Below are 16,013 nucleotides of genomic sequence, written 5' to 3'. Positions count from 1 at the left end.
CCATGAAGACCATCACCCACTGGATAGACGGCAAGCCCGTGGAGGGCGGCTCCGGCCGCTTCGCCCCCGTCTACAACCCGGCCACCGGCGCCCAGGAGAAGCAGGTCGCGTTCGCGACCGTGGACGAGGTGGACGCCGCCGTCGCCTCCGCCAAGGCCGCGTTCGAGAGCTGGGGCCAGACCTCCCTGGCCAAGCGCACCGCGATCCTCTTCAAGTACCGCGAGCTGCTGGACGCCCACCGCGACGAGATCGCCGAGCTGATCACCGCCGAGCACGGCAAGGTGCACTCCGACGCTCTCGGCGAGGTCGCGCGCGGCATGGAGATCGTGGAGCTGGCCTGCGGGATCAGCGTGCAGCTGAAGGGCGAGCTGTCGACGCAGGTGTCCACCCGGGTCGACGTGGCCTCGATCCGGCAGCCGCTGGGCGTGGTCGCCGGCATCACGCCGTTCAACTTCCCCGCCATGGTGCCGATGTGGATGTTCCCGCTGGCCATCGCGTGCGGCAACACCTTCGTGCTGAAGCCGTCCGAGAAGGACCCGTCGGCGTCGTACCGGCTCGCCGAACTGGCCTCCGAGGCCGGGCTGCCGGAGGGTGTGCTGAACGTCGTGCAGGGCGACAAGGTGGCCGTGGACCGGCTCCTGGAGCACCCGGACATCGAGGCGGTCTCCTTCGTCGGCTCCACGCCGATCGCGAAGTACATCCAGCTCAAGGCGGTCGAGCACGGCAAGCGTGTGCAGGCTCTCGGTGGCGCCAAGAACCACATGCTGGTCCTGCCCGACGCCGACCTGGACTTCGCCGCCGACCAGGCGATCAACGCCGCGTACGGTTCGGCGGGCGAGCGCTGCATGGCCGTGTCGGTCGTGGTCGCCGTCGGTGACACCGGCGACGATCTGGTCGGCAAGATCGCCGAGCGCGCGAAGAACCTGAAGATCGGCCCCGGCAACGACCCGACGTCCGAGATGGGCCCGCTGATCACGCGCGAGCACCGCGACAAGGTGGCGTCCTACGTGGCGTCGGCCGCCGAGCAGGGCGCCGAGGTCGTCGTCGACGGCACCGGCTACTCGGTCGAGGGCCACGAGGACGGCTTCTTCCTCGGTGTCTCGCTGCTGGACCGGGTGCCGCTGACGGCGGACGCGTACCGGGACGAGATCTTCGGTCCGGTGCTGGCGGTGGTGCGTGCGGAGACGTACGAGGAGGCCATCAACCTGATCAACGCCTCCCGCTGGGGCAACGGCACCGCGATCTTCACCCGGGACGGCGGCGCCGCCCGCCGCTTCCAGCTGGAGGTCAAGGCGGGCATGGTCGGCGTGAACGTGCCGATCCCGGTGCCGGTCGGCTACCACTCCTTCGGTGGCTGGAAGGACTCGCTCTTCGGTGACCTGCACATCTACGGCAACGACGGCATCGCCTTCTACACCCAGGGCAAGGTGATCACCACCCGCTGGCCGGACCCGTCCGACGGTGGCATCAACCTCGGATTCCCCAGCAACTCCTGACCCTGACAGGGAGGTTCGTCCCATGGCGAAGACCCGCGGTTCCGCACGCGCCGCGTCCACGTCCGCGCTGGACTCGCTGGACTTCGCCCTGGACCGGGGCAGTCCCGTGCCGCTGTACTACCAGCTCGCCCAGCAGCTGGAGGCGGCGATCGAGCACGGGGTCCTCGCCCCGGGCAACCTCCTGGGCAACGAGGTCGACCTGTCGGTGCGCCTTGGCCTGTCCCGGCCCACCGTCCGACAGGCCATCCAGTCGCTGGTCGACAAGGGGCTGCTGGTCCGGCGGCGCGGGGTGGGCACCCAGGTGGTGCACAGCCAGGTGAAGCGCCCGCTGGAGCTCAGCAGCCTGTACGACGACCTGGAGGCGGCCGGGCAGGGCCCGACCACCGAGGTCGTCCGCAACGAGCGCGTCCCCGCGACCGCCGACGTCGCCGCGGCTCTCGGCATCGCGGAGGGCGCGGAGGTCACCCTGCTGGAGCGGCTGCGCTGCACCCACGGCCAGCCGGTCGCCATCCTCTGCAACTACCTGCCCGCGAGCCTGCTCGACCTCGACACGGCCCGGCTGGAGTCGACCGGCCTGTACCGGATGATGCGCGCGGTCGGCATCACCCTGCACAGCGCCCGTCAGACCGTCGGCGCCCGCTGCGCCACCGCCGAGGAGGCCGGACGCCTCGACGAGAAGGAGGGCGCCGCGCTGCTGACCATGCAGCGCACGGCGTACGACGACACGGGCCGGCCGGTCGAGTACGGGACGCACATCTATCGCGCGTCCCGGTACGCGTTCGACTTCCAGCTGCTGGTCAGGCCTTGAGGCTCGCCGTGAACGGGGTGACGGGCCGCTCCAGGCGCTGCCCGTCCACGGTGATCTCCACGGCCTCGTTGTAGAAGGCCACGAGCCCCTTGACGGGGGCCACGGCGGCGAGTGGCTCGGCGTAGCTCCAGACGATGTTCCGCGGGACCTCGCCCTCGCCGCGCCAGTTCCAGTACTGGGCCGTGCCCTTGTACGGGCAGCCCGTGTGGTGGTCGGTGGGCTCGAACAGGTCGAGGCGGACGTCGTCGCGGGGCATGTAGTACCGCGTCGGCAGCCCCGTCTCGAACAGCAGCACCGGGCGCAGGGTGTCCGCGACGACGGTGCCCTCGATCTCGACCTGGACATGACGACTGCTGGGCATGGCGTCCACCCGTTTGTGCGGGTCGCGCGGGTGGACGAAGATCTCTTCCTCCTCCTCGTACCAGTGGTCGAGCCCGGTTCCCCAGCGCCGGAACCACTCGAAGGAGATGTGCCCGGCGAGGTCGGCGGCCGGGAAGGTCCATGCCGCGTTCTCCACCAGCTCGCCGTCGACTTCCAGGTCGTAGAAGACCTGCGACCCGGTGTGCCTGCCCGGTGTCGGGTTCTTGGCCGGGCGGAGGAGGTCCGTGCGGACCTCCTCGCGCGGGAACGCGTAGCAGGGGACGGGCAGATCGGGTTCCCAGACCAGGACGGGGTGCCGGCTGTCGACGACGGTGACATCGCCCTTGCGGCCTCGCACCCAGCGCTCGCTGGGCTCCCACAGGAGGCCTTCGGGGGTCGTACGGACGTTGCGCTCGTTGGCGAACAGAGGCATGGCCCACTCTCCTTCGGCTCCTCTTCGGAGCGTACTCCGGGAGTCTTCGGCGGGCCGTTCGGTCAGTGGGCCGCGTCGAGCCGGGCGCGCTGGTCGGCGGTCAGCTCCAGGTCCACGGCGGCCAGGCTCTCCTCCAGCTGGGCCACGGACGACGCCCCGACCAGCGGGAGGATCGGCAGATCGGCGCCGATCTGCCAGGCCAGGACGACCTGGTTGACGGTGGCGCCGGTCTCCCGGGCGACCTCGCGCAGCACCTTGAGGCGGGCCGGGGTGCCGGGGTGGTCGAAGTCCGCCGGCAGCCGGTCGGGGTGGGTGTACGCGCCCTTGAGCAGCGGCGAGTAGGCGACCAGGGCCAGGCCGGGCTCGGCACGCAGATAGCTCAGCAGGTCGGGGCCGGCGTGGCCGAGGCTGCCGTCCGGGAACAGACCCTCGGAGACGTCGAGGCGGGGCCGCAGATGGCTGTGCGCGTACTGGAGCACCTCGTAGCCGGGCAGTCCGGCCGCGGCGGCGAGGGCGCGGGCCCGCTCCACCCGCCACATCGCGTGGTTGCTGGCACCGAGGAGGCCGACGGTCCCCTCGGCGACCAACTCGGCGAACCCCTCGACGGTCTCCTGGAGAGGGACCTTGTGGTCCTCGATGTGGGCGTAGAGCAGGTCCAGCCTGGCGACGCCGAGCCGGTCGCGGCTGCGCTCGGCGGACTCGCGGATCACCTTCGCCGAGAGCCCCTCCGCGTTGTCGACGTAGCCGGTGCCGGGGGCCAGCGGACGGGCGCCGAGTTTGGTGGCGATGACGATCTCGTCGCCGATGCCGCGGCTGCGGCGCCACCGGCCGAGCAGTTCCTCGCTCTGTCCGCCCTGGCCGCCGTCCTCCCAGAAGGCGTAGTTGTCGGAGGTGTCGATGAAGGTTCCGCCGGCCTCGACATAGCGGTCGAGTACGGCGAAGGAGGTCTCCTCGTCGGTCCGTGAGCCGAACAGCATCGCGCCGAGGGCGAGGACGCTGACCTCGCGCCGGGTGTCCGGGGCGGTGCCGATGGTGCGGTACTTCATGGTGAATGCCTCCCGTTCATGCGCCCGCCTTCGGGGCACGAACGGGAGTCTTCATCTTCAAGCGCACTTCAAGTCAAGGGAGTTCACGGCGCGATCACGCATGCGGCGCGAACGGGCCGTCCAGTGCCGCCCATTGCAGCAGCATGATCGTCTTGGCGTCGGCGATCTCCCCGGTGCGGATCATCTCCAGGGCCCGGCGGAAGGGCAGTTCGACGATCTCGATGTCCTCGCCCTCCTCGTCCAGACCCCCGCCCTCGTGGGTGCGGGTCGAGGGGCCGTAGGCGGCGGCGAAGAAGCTGACGCGTTCGGTGACCGAGCCCGGGCTCATATAGACGTCGAAGACGTGCCGGACCTCGCCGATGGTGTGCCCGGTCTCCTCCACCACCTCGCGCCGCACCGCGATCTCCGGGTGCTCGTCATCGTCGTCGAGGAGCCCGCCAGGGGTCTCGACGAGCATGCCGTCGGGATGGCCGTTGACATACACCGGGAAGCGGAACTGCCTGGTCAGCAGCACGGTTTCGCGTTCGGTGTCGTACAGCAGCATGGTGGCCCCGTTGCCCCGGTCGTGCGTCTCGCGCTGCTGGGTGCTCCAGGTGCCGTCGGCATGCTGGAAGTCGAAGGTCGTGGCACGCTCGACGTACCAGTGGCTGGACAGGAGTCTCACATCCCGCACCTTGACGCGCGGGTTGCCGGTCAGGTCCCGTCCCGCCTGGTCGAGTCCGGTGCGGCCACGGCGGTCGGGGGTGTCGATGCCGGCGGTCATCGGTCACCGGCCGGATGGTTGGGCGAGTTGGTCATGGCCCGCTTCTACCATCCTTCAGTCCTCGATGTCGGCCTTGTCCACCACCTGCTCCGCCGCGGGCGGCCGGACGTCCACGGGTTCGTCGAAGGCGCTGAACGACGTGGTGGTGACGTTCCCGCCGCCCTTGTAGACGGTCTTGAGCAGGTACGGCTTGCCCTCGGTGGCCACGTAGAAGGTGTACGTCCCTTCCGTGTCCGCCTTGTCGGTGACGTGCACGGCGATGGCCTCCCGGTCGCCGACGCGGGTCGCCGCCCCCTTCTTCGCCGTGCCGAACGACTCGAACGTCCAGGTGCACGCGGCCAGTCCTTCGCCGGGCCGCGCCTCCGAGGCGGGCACCTTCGCCCACTGCTTCGGCCGCACGTCGGCGACCGGCCTGCCGCTCCACTTCTCCAGGTACGTCTCGTCCGGGCGGACGTAGTCGGTCTCGCCGATCCTGATCTGTTCGAGGCTGCCGTTCTCGGCGAAGGTGGTCTTCGCCGTGCACCGGTCCTTCAGATCGGTCCGCAGGCGCGAGGTGACCGTGCCGTCGGGGTCGCCGTCCGGGGTGTTGCTCATCTCGATGGTCACGAAGCGCAGTGCGCTCATCGTGTCGTTGGCCTCGTCGAGCAGGTCCGCAGCGGACTTCTCGGCGCTGCCGCCGCCCGCCCCGCACCCGGTGAGCGCCACTCCGGTGAGCAGACACGCCAGCGCCGTCGCCAAAGGAATCGTTCGCATCGAGCCCCCCGCCCGTACCAAGACCGAGGGCCTCGTCCCACCGAAGTGGAACAAGGCCCTGATCTGCGATGACAGTCCACCGAACTGTCGGGACGACAGGATTTGAACCTGCGACCCCTTGACCCCCAGTCAAGTGCGCTACCAAGCTGCGCCACGTCCCGGTGCGACTCTCGCGGTGAACCGCGTGATCGCGCGAACAGCACTTTACCTCACGCCGGCGACCGCGCCGAAGGCGGCGTCCGACGCGGGGACGGGGCGACGGACGAGGCGATGGACAATCGGTGTATGGGCAGCACATCGTCAGGACGGCAGACCGAAGCACGGGACCGCGACAGCGAGGGCCGGGCACGCAACGCGCGACCCCGGGACGGCCTCGGGCGCCCACTGCCGTACGGCGCGGCCGGCGTCGAGCGCCAGCCCGAGGGGGTCCTGCGCACCCCGGACGAGAGCGTCGCCGAGGCGCAGGAGCTGCTGGACGCGGGGAAGCCCTTCCATGCGCACGAGGTCTTCGAGGATGCCTGGAAGTCGGGTCCGGAGGAGGAGCGGGCCCTGTGGCGCGGGCTGGCCCAGCTGGCGGTGGGGCTCACGCACTCGGCGCGGGGCAATGTGACGGGCGGGGCGAGGCTGCTGCGGCGCGGCGCCGGGGCCGTGGCGGAGTGGGCGGCCGGAGCCGGACAGCCTCGGCCGTACGGGATGGATCTCGCGGGGCTGGCCGGGTGGGCACGGGAGCTGGCCGGGGTCGTGGAGGAGAGCGGCGCGGCCGTGGACGCGCGGGAGCGGGCGCCGAGGCTGCGCGGGCGGGGGTAGCGGGTGCGCCGGCTGGCCTGGCGGGTGCGCGGGCGGGCGTGGAGGGTGTCAGTGGTGTGGGGCAGACTCGGGGCGTGCGAAGGATTCATGTCATCGGGATCGGGGCCGGCGACCCCGAGCAGCTGACTCTCCAGGCCGTCAGGGCGCTGCGGAGTACGGACGTGTTCTTCGTCCTCGACAAGGGCGAGGTGAAGTCGGACCTCACGAGGCTGCGCCGGGACATGCTGGACACGCATCTGCCGGAGGGGTCGTACCGTGTAGTCGAGGCGCGGGATCCCGAGCGGGACCGGTCCGCCGGGGGCGCCGCGTACGCGGGTGCCGTGGCGGACTGGCGCGCTGCCCGGGCCCTGGTCTACGAGTGGCTGATCGCCGAGGAGCTGGGCGAGGACCAAGCCGGCGCGTTCCTGGTCTGGGGTGATCCGGCGCTGTACGACAGCACGCTCGGGATCCTGGAGGAGGTCCTGGACCGGGGGACGGTGGCGTTCGAGTACGACGTCGTGCCCGGCATCAGCAGTGTCTCCGCGCTGGTCGCCCGGCATCGGACGGGGCTGAGCCGGGTCGCGCGGCCCGTGCAGATCACCACCGGGCGGCGCCTGGCCGAGGGGTTCCCGGACGGGGTGGACGACGTGGTCGTGATGCTCGACGCCCAGCAGGCCTTCCGGCGGTACGCCGACCAGGACGTCGACATCTACTGGGGTGCCTACATCGGCACCCCGGACGAGATCCTCGTCTCGGGCCCGATCGCCGAGGCCGCGCCCCGCATCGAGCGGCTGCGCGCCGAGGCTCGGGAGCGCAAGGGCTGGATCATGGACACGTATCTGCTGCGGCGGAACCCGAAGGCGAGGTAGGCAAGCCCTCCGCAGGGCGCCCCCGTCGTACGCGGCCGTACGACACCCGGCCGGACCGCTCCCGCATGCGCCACCGGTCCGCCGCTGTGATCGTGGCCCCGTGACGCTCGCCGAGGAATCCGTCCCGTCCGCCGCCTCCCAGCCGCCCGTCCTGGACCGGCGTCGGCGCAATGTCGTCTTCGTGACGATCATGCTGGGGATGCTGCTGGCGGCCCTCGACCAGACGATCGTGGGGACGGCGCTGCCGACGATCGTGTCGGACCTGGGCGGTGCCGAGCACATGTCGTGGGTGGTGACGTCGTATCTGCTCGCGGAGACCGTCGCGACGGTGCTGGTCGGCAAGTTCGGCGACCAGTTCGGCCGCAAGGTGGTCTTCCAGGTCTCGGCGATCGTGTTCATCACGGGTTCGTTCCTGTGCGGTCTGGCCTCCAACATGACGCTGCTGATCCTCTGGCGGGCGATGCAGGGCGTCGGGGCCGGCGGTCTGATGGTGACGGCGATGGCGTTGATCGCGGACGTCATCCCGCTGCGCGAACGCGGCAAGTACCAGGGCGCGATCGGCGCGGTGTTCGGTGTGGCGACGGTGATCGGACCGCTGCTCGGAGGCCTGTTCACCGACCACCTGACCTGGCGCTGGGCGTTCTACGTCAACGTCCCGATCGCGATCCTGGTCGTCGTGGCGGCCGCCCGGACGATCCCGGTGGTGAAGTCGGCGGCCCGGCCGGTCATCGACTATCTGGGGATCGCGCTCGTCGCGGTGGGCGCCAGTGCGCTGATCCTGGCGACGAGTTGGGGCGGCAACGAGTACGCGTGGAGCTCCGGCGTCATCATCGGTCTCTTCGTCTGCGGCGCGGTGGCGCTGGGTCTGTTCTGCTGGGCGGAGACCCGGGCGCCGGAACCCATGCTCCCGATGCGGCTGTTCGCCAACCCCGTCTTCGCGGTCTGCTCCGTCCTCAGCTTCATCGTCGGCTTCGCCATGCTGGGCGCGATGACCTACCTGCCGACCTATCTCCAGTACGTCGACGGCGACTCGGCCACGCTCTCCGGGGTGCGGACGCTGCCGATGGTGGCCGGGCTGCTCATCGCGTCGGTGTTCAGCGGCAACGTGGTCAGCAAGACCGGAAAGTACCGGGTCTTCCCGATCGTCGGCTCGCTGGTGATGGCGGTCGGGCTGTATCTGATGTCGCTGATGGGGCCGTCGTCCGGGTCGGGGCTGGAGTCGCTGTACATGTTCGTGCTCGGCACCGGTATCGGCCTGTGCATGCAGGTCCTGACGATCGCCGTGCAGAACACCGTGGCGTACGCGGACCTCGGCACGGCGACCTCCGGGGTCACCTTCTTCCGTACGCTGGGCAGTTCGTTCGGCACGGCCGTGTTCGGCACGATCTACACCAACACGCTCACACCCCGGCTCGCCGACGGCGTGGCGGCGGCCGCGCGGACGGACACCGGTCTGGACCCGGCCGCCCTCAGCCGGGCGGCGACCAGCCCGGAGGGGCTGCACCGGCTGCCGGCCGAGACCGCCGCCCCGATCGTCGCGGCGTACACGGACACGCTCCAGACCGTCTTCCTGTGGACGGTGCCGGTCGCGGCCGTCGGCTTCGTGGTCGCGCTGTTCCTCAAGCAGGTCCCGTTGCGCGACAGTGCGCGCATGGCGTCCACCGACATGGGCGAGGGCTTCGCCTCGCCGCACGACGCCAACGCCCAGCGGGTGCTGGAGGCGTCCGTCGGCAAGATCATCGGCCGGGCCGGACCCGACACCGGACGCCGGATCATCGCGGACTCCGACACCCGCCTCGACGTGGCCGGCGCCTGGGCGGTGATGCAGGTCGAGCTGCTGACCCGCCTGGTCGGCCACGCGAGCCTCGGCCTGATCGCGGCCCGACGCCACATGCCCCCGGAGGTCCTGCTGCCGGTCTTCGACCGGATGGTCGCCGAGGGCTATCTCACCCGCGACGGTTCGCTCCTCTCCCACACGGCGGCGGGCACCCGCGAGGCCCAGGTCATCGGCAAGGCGTGGGCCGTCTGGCTGGAGCAGCAGGTCCACGACGACATCGGCCGCCCACCGGGCACCGATCTGCGCGCCGCCGTCCACACCATCGCCAAGCGCCTCCTGGTCGAGGACCTGAGCAACGGGCTGCCGGAGCGGGCGAAGGTGCCGGCGTTGAGCGAGCGGAGCTGAAGCGAACGCGCGGCGCCGCCGTACCGGGCGGTACCGGGCGGCCCTGGCGTGCCGGGCGGCCCTGGCGTGCCGGGTGGCCTTGGCCACGGCCCGCGAACACTATGAACACAACGATCAGACCGTGGTTCCCCACCCCCGTCCCTCCCTAGCATCGCCGCGCACGGCTCGACGACGCGCCGACGAGGAACGAGGAGCAGCGTCTTGGACTGGACGAGAACCCCCGCACTGATCCGCAGGTCGGTCCCCTCGGCGGCACGGCGGCGTACGACGCTCACCGCCGTGCTGGCAGGAGCCCTCGCCGTCGGCATCCTCGTCGGCGCGTCGAACGCCCGTGGAGAGACGGCCGGACCGGCGCGCGCCGAATGCCCCACCGGCCTTGCGGGCGAGGCGACTTGCTACACCGGACGCGATGCCAACGGCGCCTACTACGCGATGGCCGTACCCTCCGACTGGAACGGCTCCCTCGTCGTGCACGCCCACGGCGGCCCCGACCTCGGCTCCGAGTCCGACCCCGCCCGCAGCCTCGACGATCTGGGCCGCTGGTCGGTGATGGTGAAGGAGGGCTACGCCTGGGCGGGTTCGTCGTACCGTCGCGGCGGCTACGGGACGCGGATGGCGGCGGCCGACACGGAGAGCGTGCGCCGGCTGTTCGTCGAGGAGTTCGGCAGGCCGCGGCGGACGTATGTGCACGGTCAGTCGTGGGGCGGGAACGTCGCCGCGAAGGTCGTGGAGACGTACGGCCGGCAGAAGGGGGCCTACGACGGGGCGCTGCTGACCAACGGTGTCCTGGGCGGTGGCTCGCGGGGCTACGACTACCGCGTCGACCTGCGCGTCGTCTACCAGTACTACTGCGGAAACCACCCCCGCCCGACCGAGCCGCAGTACCCGCTGTGGCAGGGTCTGCGGGCCGGTTCGACCATGACGTCGGCCGGGCTGCGCGCCCGCCTCCAGGAGTGCACCGGGTACGCGTCGCAGCCGGCCGAGCGGACCGCGCTCCAGCAGCGCAACCTCGACGACATCCTGGCCGTCACACGGATCCCGGAGCGCACGCTGGAGTCGCATCTGCGGTTCGCGACCTTCACGTTCCGGGACATCGTGCACGAGCGCCTCGGGGACCGGAATCCCTTCGGCAACGTGGGCGTGCGCTACTCCGGGTCGCACGACGACGCGGCGCTGAACGCCGGTGTCGAACGGTTCTCCCCCGACCCCACGGCCGTACGGGACCTGTCCTACGACAGCGATCTCACCGGAAAGGTCTCGATACCGGTGCTGACGCTGCACGCCATCGACGACCCGACGGCGTTCGTCGAGCACGAGGCGGCCTACCGGGCCACGCTCCAGGGCGCCCGGCGCGACGGGCACCTGGTGCAGACGTTCACCGACGAGCACGAGCACAGTGAGCTGAGCGACGCCGAGTACGCCACGTCCATCGCCGCCTTGGACAGGTGGGTGCGCAAGGGCCAGAAGCCGACGCCGAAGTCGGTGGCCGCGGCGTGCGGCGCGTTCGACCAGAAGTACGGCACGGGCTGCCTCTACGACCCCGCCTTCCGTCCGGCGCCGTACGCCTCGCGTGTCGAGCCGCGGCCGGGCGGGCTGCGGTGGCCGGCCATGACGGCGAGTCAGGAGAGGGTCTGGAGCGGGATCGAGGGGGTCGGGATCGCTCCCTGAGCGAGACCGATCGAGGCCGAGCGAGGACGGCCGGGCCGGTCTATCGTCCAGGCATGGGATCCGTACGCGCCGTCCTCATCGACATCGACGGAGTCCTCACCGTCTCCTGGCAGCCGCTGCCGGGGGCGGTCGAGGCGTTGCGGGAGATCCGGGAGTCCGGGCTCGGTGTCGCGCTGGTGACGAACACGACCTCGCGGACGCGGGCGTCGATCGCGCGCACGCTGGGCGACGCCGGCTTCCCGGTGTCCGCCGAGGACATCCTGACCGCGCCCGCCGTCACCGCCGCGTATCTCGCCGAGCACTATCCGGGCGCGCTGTGTGCGTTGCTGAACAGTGGGGACATCGGGGAGGACCTGGCGGGAATCAGGATCGTCGGCGAGGACGAGGGCGACGTGCCCGACGTCGTGGTCGTCGGCGGTGCCGGGCCCGAGTTCGGTTACGCGGCGCTCGACCGGGCCTTCGGGCATCTGCAGCGCGGGGCGCGGCTGGTGGCCATGCACCGGAATCTGTACTGGCGTACGGAGGACGGGCTGCGGCTGGACTCCGGCGCGTTCCTGGCCGGGCTGGAGAAGGCCGCGCGGGTCGAGGCCGAGATCACGGGCAAGCCGTCGGCAGCGTTCTTCGAGGTCGCGCTCGCGCATGTCGGGGTCGGTGCCGGCGAGGCGGTGATGGTGGGGGACGACATCGAGTCCGACGTGCTGGCGGCGCAGCGGGCCGGTGTCACGGGTGTGCTGGTGAGGACCGGGAAGTACCTGCCGAGCACGCACCGGGACGCGAGCGGTACGCCGGACCATGTGATCGACTCGTTCGCGGATCTGCCCGCCCTGCTGACGGAGCTGCGGGAGTCAGCGCAGCAGTAGCTGGAGGCCGCCGACGACCGTCGCCGCGATGACCAGTTGCTCGAACAGCCGCTGGTTGATTCGGTTCACAGCCCATTTGCCGAGCAAAGCACCGGGCACGACGAACAGCACGAGCGCGGCGTCGAGCAACAGCGAGGTGCCGTCGATCAGCCCTAGCCCGGCGCTGAAGGGCACCTTGGAGACGTTGACGATCAGGAAGAAGAAGGCCGAGGTCCCCAGGAAGCCGAGCTTGCGGAAGCCCGCCGACAGCAGGTACATCGACATCACCGGGCCGCCCGCGTTGGCGACCATCGTGGTGAATCCGCCGAGTACCCCGTACGAGCGGGCCTTGACCCGGCCGGCCCTGCTCGTCACCGAGTCCGGCTCCACCTCCCGCTCGGCCGTACGGCGGCGCCACACCGTCACCCCGGCCATCAGCAGCAGGATCGCGCCGATCGACGTCCGGACGATCCCGTCGTCGGCCCACATCAGGAACAGCGTGCCGAAGACGACGCCGGCCGCGACCGCGGGGAACAGCCGCCACAGCGTGGGCCAGTGGGCGTGCCGACGGTAGGTGAGGACGGCGAGCACGTCGCCTGCGATCAGGATCGGCAGCAGCACGCCGGTGGAGGCGCGGGCGGGCAGCACGGCGGCGAAGATCGCGAGGCTGACCGTGTTGGCCCCGCTCACGGCCGTCTTGGAGAAGCCGACGAGCAGGGCCGCGAAGGCGAGCGCCGCGAACTCCCCACCGGTGATGTGCCAGAGAGTCATCGTGTCCATGCGGAGACCGATGCTATGCGCACCTAACCGATGGCCGTAAGGAGCGTCTCGCCAGTTGGGAGATTGCCTCGCCGGATCGCTGGTGCCGCCGATCCCGTGCCCCTGCGGATGATCCGCAGCAGTCTCCGGCCCTCGTCGCCATCTATTTCACGCACCCGCACCCGCTCGGCCATGCGCACATCCTGGTCGTCAGTCAGCATCGCCGACCACCGTCCCCCGCGGCACGCTCCCTCCGGGACCGCCGGACGGCGATGATGACGAGTCATGACGATCGTGTTCCGGGTGCCCGCCGGTGGTGCTGAGCGGGTGGGGTTCGCCTACTCGCCGGCGATGGAAGCCGTACTGAGCCTGCATGTGCTCGTGGAGCCCAAGCACCACCCCGTCCAGCACGGCTGGGTACGCGCGATGCGCAAGCTGTCGCCGGCCCTGAAGCGGGAGATCGAGGCGTTCTCCTACGCGGTGCGCTCGTACTTTCCCGAGTTCCTCTTTCCGCGGCCGACCGGTGGGCTGGCGGACTTCGGCAGCGAACTGGCCGGCCTGCGCACGGCGGACCCGGAGCTGGTCCGGCTGGAGTTCGCCATCCCGCTGCTGTCGCCGTGGCCGGGCGGCGGCGGCGAGGGCAGGGATCCCCACGCGCTGCTGGAACCGGACGTACGCGCCCTGCTACGGGAGCGTGTCACACGTGAGAGCGACGAAGCGATGGCCGCGATGCTCCTCGACGACCCCCGCGCACTCCTCGAGAGGTTCCTGAGCATGCTGGAACGCTACTGGCGGGAGGCGTTCGAGGAGGAATGGGCCCGGATCGAGCCGGAACTGGCCGCCGGGGTGAGCGAGGCCGGGCACCAGATCGAACAGCGCGGACTGTACGGCATGCTCCGCGGCCTGTGGCCGGAGGTGCGCACCGACCGGCAGGCCGAACGCTTCTGGCTGGAACGCCCGCACGACCACGAGGTCGCCATCGGCCCGGACGACACCCTCCTGCTCGCCCCCAGCGCGTATGTGTGGCCGCACGTACGGGTCAACTGCGACGGCCCCTGGCCCCTCGGGCTCGTCTTTCCCGTCTCGTCGATCGCTCGGGAAGCCCGCCCCAGGATTCCTCCCGCACAGCTCGTCGGCATGCTCCGCGCGCTCGCCGATGACACCCGCCTGCGCGCCCTCCGGCTGATCTCCGAACGCCCGCGCAGCACCCAGGAGTTGGCCCCGCTCGTCGGCGTCAGCGAGGCCGCCCTGTCCAAGCACCTGCGCGTCCTTGCGGACGCGGGCCTGCTCGAACGCCGCCGTGAGGGCTACTACGTCCTGTACCGGCTCCTGCCCGGGCAGGTGGCGGGTCTCGCTCCCAGCCTGGAGAGCTTTCTGCACACCACCGACCCCGTTGATTAGCCATCTGCCTAATAAGTGGATCAGGCGCTCGAGGAGATCCGACAGTGGCGGCATGTCACTGCTCAGGGACCGCAATTTCCTGCTCCTCTTCGCCGGTCAGGCCGTCTCACGTTTCGGCGACGGCCTGTACACCGCGGCGACCGCTTGGCTGGCCTGGTCGCTGACGAAGGACCCGACGGCCGTCGCCGTGGTCAGCGTGGCCGCGTTCGCGCCCGCGTTCCTGGCCACGTTCGTGTCCGCCTCGTACGCCGACCGTTACGACCGCCGGAAGCTGATGATCGCAACCGATCTGGCCCGGGTCGCCGTGGTGGCGGTGGCCGCGGTGTTGCTGTCCCTCGGTCTGCTGAACCTGCCCCTGCTCGTGGTGACAACGGCGCTGCTGGCCCTGATCGGCGCCCCGTTCGCCCCGGCCCGCAACGCCATCGTCACGCAGATCGTCCCGGCCGACCGTCTGCAACAGGCCAACGGGCTGCTGCAAGTCGCCTTCCGGGCCGCCTTCTTCGTCGGCCCGCTCATGCTCGCGCCGCTGCTGGCCTACGGCTCCATGCGGGCGGCGCTGGTGGTCAACGGACTGACCTTCCTCGGTTCGGCGGGCGCCGTGGCCGCCATCCGCGTGACCCGCCCCGTCCTGGCCGCCGACCAGGCGGGCCTGTGGGCCGATCTCGCCGCCGGGCTCAAGGCCGTTCGGGCCGCTCCCGACGTGCTCGTGGTCATCGTGACCTTCGTGCTCGCCCTCGCGCTGACCAGCGGTTTCCTGACGGTGGGGCTGGTTGCCCTCGTGGGGCAGGGCGGCCGCTACGGCCTGCTGCTGGGCGTCGCCGGGGTCGCCGAAGTGGCGGGAGCGCTCCTGCTGGCCGGCCTACGGATGCGCAGACTCGCCCTGGCGGCGGTGCTGGCCTGGGCCCTGCTCGGAATCTTCCGTGCGCCGCTCGGAATCGTCACCTCCACTGCCGGGGCCGCAGCGCTCCTGATCGCCACCGGGCTGGCCTCGGCCCTCACGGACATCCCGCTGATCGCGCTGGTGCAGCAGCGCATACCGAGCCACCACCTGGCGAAGGCGTTGGGTCTGTGGGAGGCCGGAGTGGCGGGAGCCCTGGCCGTTTCTCCCTTCGTGGCCTCGACCACCATCGCACTCACCGGAGTCAAGGACGCCTTCCTCCTCTCGGGCGCCGCCCTCGTCGTTCTGGCCATGACCGCCGCGCTCACCCTGGCCCGCACAGCCAGAGCACAGCGGCCCGGGCAGTTGCGCATCGGCGTCCCGCCTGGTTCCGAGGCCGATCAACCGGCAGTCGCGCCGGAGTCCGCCCGGTGACCCGACCCCTGCTGTCGTCCAGCCGGCCCCGATTCCGGACGGCCCGCCGTGAGCGAGGCTCGCCGCACCAGTCGTGAGCCGTTCGCGCCGAACCCGACTTCCGCGCTGCCGCCTTTTCTCGTGCATGCGACGACGGTGCCGCCGTGCGACTTCGCGACATCCCGCACGATGGCCAGGCCGAGGCCAGAGCCCGCCCGACCTCCTGGCAGACCCGGGACAGGGGCCGGGAACGGCTGGGCCTGACGATCACGGCCGGCCAGACACGCCTCCTGGGCGCCCGCCTGACCGTCACCGCCCTGGCCAAACGGCCGGCGACACTGCTGGCGGGGCGCCGACTGCTGGACTATCCGAAGGCCGCCTGGCGGATCGTCTCCGGGCTCACCCTGGCCGGTTTCGTCGCCGGGGTCTTCGCCCTGCTCTTCGGGCCGCCGACGTGAGCGCCGTGGTCGGCGTGGACGACGGCTTCGTGGCCACGGCTCCCTACGACAGCTGCCAGGTCACCGCCACCGTCTCCGGCGGCCCCGCCGAACTGGACCGC

Annotated in this window: 15 protein-coding genes and 1 tRNA gene; 10 read left to right on the top strand and 6 right to left on the bottom strand. The window is 71.0% G+C overall.

The window, feature by feature from the left end:
* Positions 1–2 precede the first annotated feature (2 nt).
* Together L0P92_RS08765 and L0P92_RS08760 are read left to right on the top strand one after the other, a co-directional pair.
* A complete protein-coding gene (locus tag L0P92_RS08765) occupies positions 3–1,496 on the top strand; it encodes a CoA-acylating methylmalonate-semialdehyde dehydrogenase (RefSeq protein ID WP_234761943.1) in 1,494 nt (497 codons plus the stop codon).
* A gap of 22 nt (positions 1,497–1,518) precedes the next feature.
* A complete protein-coding gene (locus L0P92_RS08760) occupies positions 1,519–2,304 on the top strand; it encodes a GntR family transcriptional regulator (protein WP_234761942.1) in 786 nt (261 codons plus the stop codon).
* On the opposite strand, the gene L0P92_RS08755 is transcribed toward L0P92_RS08760, so the two are convergent.
* The 5 genes from L0P92_RS08755 to L0P92_RS08735 all read right to left on the bottom strand — a co-directional run bounded on the left by L0P92_RS08755 (position 2,294) and on the right by L0P92_RS08735 (position 5,820).
* Positions 2,294–3,097 (bottom strand): DUF427 domain-containing protein, encoded by an 804-nt coding sequence (locus tag L0P92_RS08755; RefSeq protein WP_234761941.1) that lies wholly within the window; start codon positions 3,095–3,097, stop codon positions 2,294–2,296. The genes L0P92_RS08760 and L0P92_RS08755 overlap by 11 nt on opposite strands.
* Before the next feature lie 62 nt (positions 3,098–3,159).
* Entirely contained in the window at positions 3,160–4,143 is a 984-nt protein-coding gene (locus L0P92_RS08750) for an aldo/keto reductase (RefSeq protein ID WP_234761940.1), read from the bottom strand.
* Positions 4,144–4,237: 94 nt separating this feature from the next.
* Positions 4,238–4,906, bottom strand: a complete 669-nt coding sequence (locus L0P92_RS08745; RefSeq protein WP_234761939.1) for an NUDIX domain-containing protein — start codon at positions 4,904–4,906, stop codon at positions 4,238–4,240.
* 54 nt (positions 4,907–4,960) lie between these two features.
* The gene (locus L0P92_RS08740; protein WP_234761938.1) at positions 4,961–5,659 is read right to left on the bottom strand and encodes a hypothetical protein; all 699 of its coding nucleotides are present in this window, start codon (positions 5,657–5,659) and stop codon (positions 4,961–4,963) included.
* 87 nt (positions 5,660–5,746) lie between these two features.
* Positions 5,747–5,820: transfer RNA gene (locus tag L0P92_RS08735), tRNA-Pro, on the bottom strand.
* A 124-nt stretch (positions 5,821–5,944) separates the two neighbouring features.
* Between L0P92_RS08735 and L0P92_RS08730 the strand changes: the two genes are divergently transcribed.
* The 5 genes from L0P92_RS08730 (at position 5,945) to L0P92_RS08710 (ending at position 12,024) form a co-directional block, all read left to right on the top strand.
* Positions 5,945–6,466: a DUF309 domain-containing protein gene (locus L0P92_RS08730; RefSeq protein WP_234761937.1), complete on the top strand. Its 522-nt coding sequence runs from the start codon at positions 5,945–5,947 to the stop codon at positions 6,464–6,466.
* Positions 6,467–6,540: 74 nt separating this feature from the next.
* A complete protein-coding gene (gene cobF, locus L0P92_RS08725) occupies positions 6,541–7,314 on the top strand; it encodes a precorrin-6A synthase (deacetylating) (RefSeq protein WP_234761936.1) in 774 nt (257 codons plus the stop codon).
* 100 nt (positions 7,315–7,414) lie between these two features.
* Positions 7,415–9,496, top strand: a complete 2,082-nt coding sequence (locus L0P92_RS08720) for an MDR family MFS transporter (protein ID WP_234761935.1) — start codon at positions 7,415–7,417, stop codon at positions 9,494–9,496.
* A 201-nt stretch (positions 9,497–9,697) separates the two neighbouring features.
* A complete protein-coding gene (locus L0P92_RS08715; RefSeq protein WP_234761934.1) occupies positions 9,698–11,164 on the top strand; it encodes a hypothetical protein in 1,467 nt (488 codons plus the stop codon).
* A gap of 53 nt (positions 11,165–11,217) precedes the next feature.
* A complete protein-coding gene (locus L0P92_RS08710; protein ID WP_234761933.1) occupies positions 11,218–12,024 on the top strand; it encodes an HAD-IIA family hydrolase in 807 nt (268 codons plus the stop codon).
* Here the strand turns inward: L0P92_RS08710 and L0P92_RS08705 are convergent.
* The gene (locus L0P92_RS08705; protein ID WP_234761932.1) at positions 12,010–12,783 is read right to left on the bottom strand and encodes a sulfite exporter TauE/SafE family protein; all 774 of its coding nucleotides are present in this window, start codon (positions 12,781–12,783) and stop codon (positions 12,010–12,012) included. The genes L0P92_RS08710 and L0P92_RS08705 overlap by 15 nt on opposite strands.
* 264 nt (positions 12,784–13,047) lie before the next feature.
* Between L0P92_RS08705 and L0P92_RS08700 the strand changes: the two genes are divergently transcribed.
* From L0P92_RS08700 to L0P92_RS08685, 3 genes are all read left to right on the top strand, one after another.
* Complete coding sequence (locus L0P92_RS08700; protein ID WP_234761931.1) at positions 13,048–14,163, top strand: ArsR/SmtB family transcription factor; 1,116 nt, start codon at positions 13,048–13,050, stop codon at positions 14,161–14,163.
* Between the two features lie 52 nt (positions 14,164–14,215).
* The gene (locus L0P92_RS08695) at positions 14,216–15,475 is read left to right on the top strand and encodes an MFS transporter (RefSeq protein WP_234761930.1); all 1,260 of its coding nucleotides are present in this window, start codon (positions 14,216–14,218) and stop codon (positions 15,473–15,475) included.
* A 143-nt stretch (positions 15,476–15,618) separates the two neighbouring features.
* Complete coding sequence (locus L0P92_RS08685; RefSeq protein ID WP_234761971.1) at positions 15,619–15,912, top strand: hypothetical protein; 294 nt, start codon at positions 15,619–15,621, stop codon at positions 15,910–15,912.
* Positions 15,913–16,013 lie beyond the last annotated feature (101 nt).

The organism is Streptomyces muensis (assembly GCF_021474425.1).
In the GTDB taxonomy this organism is placed as follows: Bacteria; Actinomycetota; Actinomycetes; order Streptomycetales; family Streptomycetaceae; genus Streptomyces; species Streptomyces muensis.
Note: the sequence above shows the minus strand (reverse complement) of the source record. Positions and strands in the feature narration are given on the sequence as shown.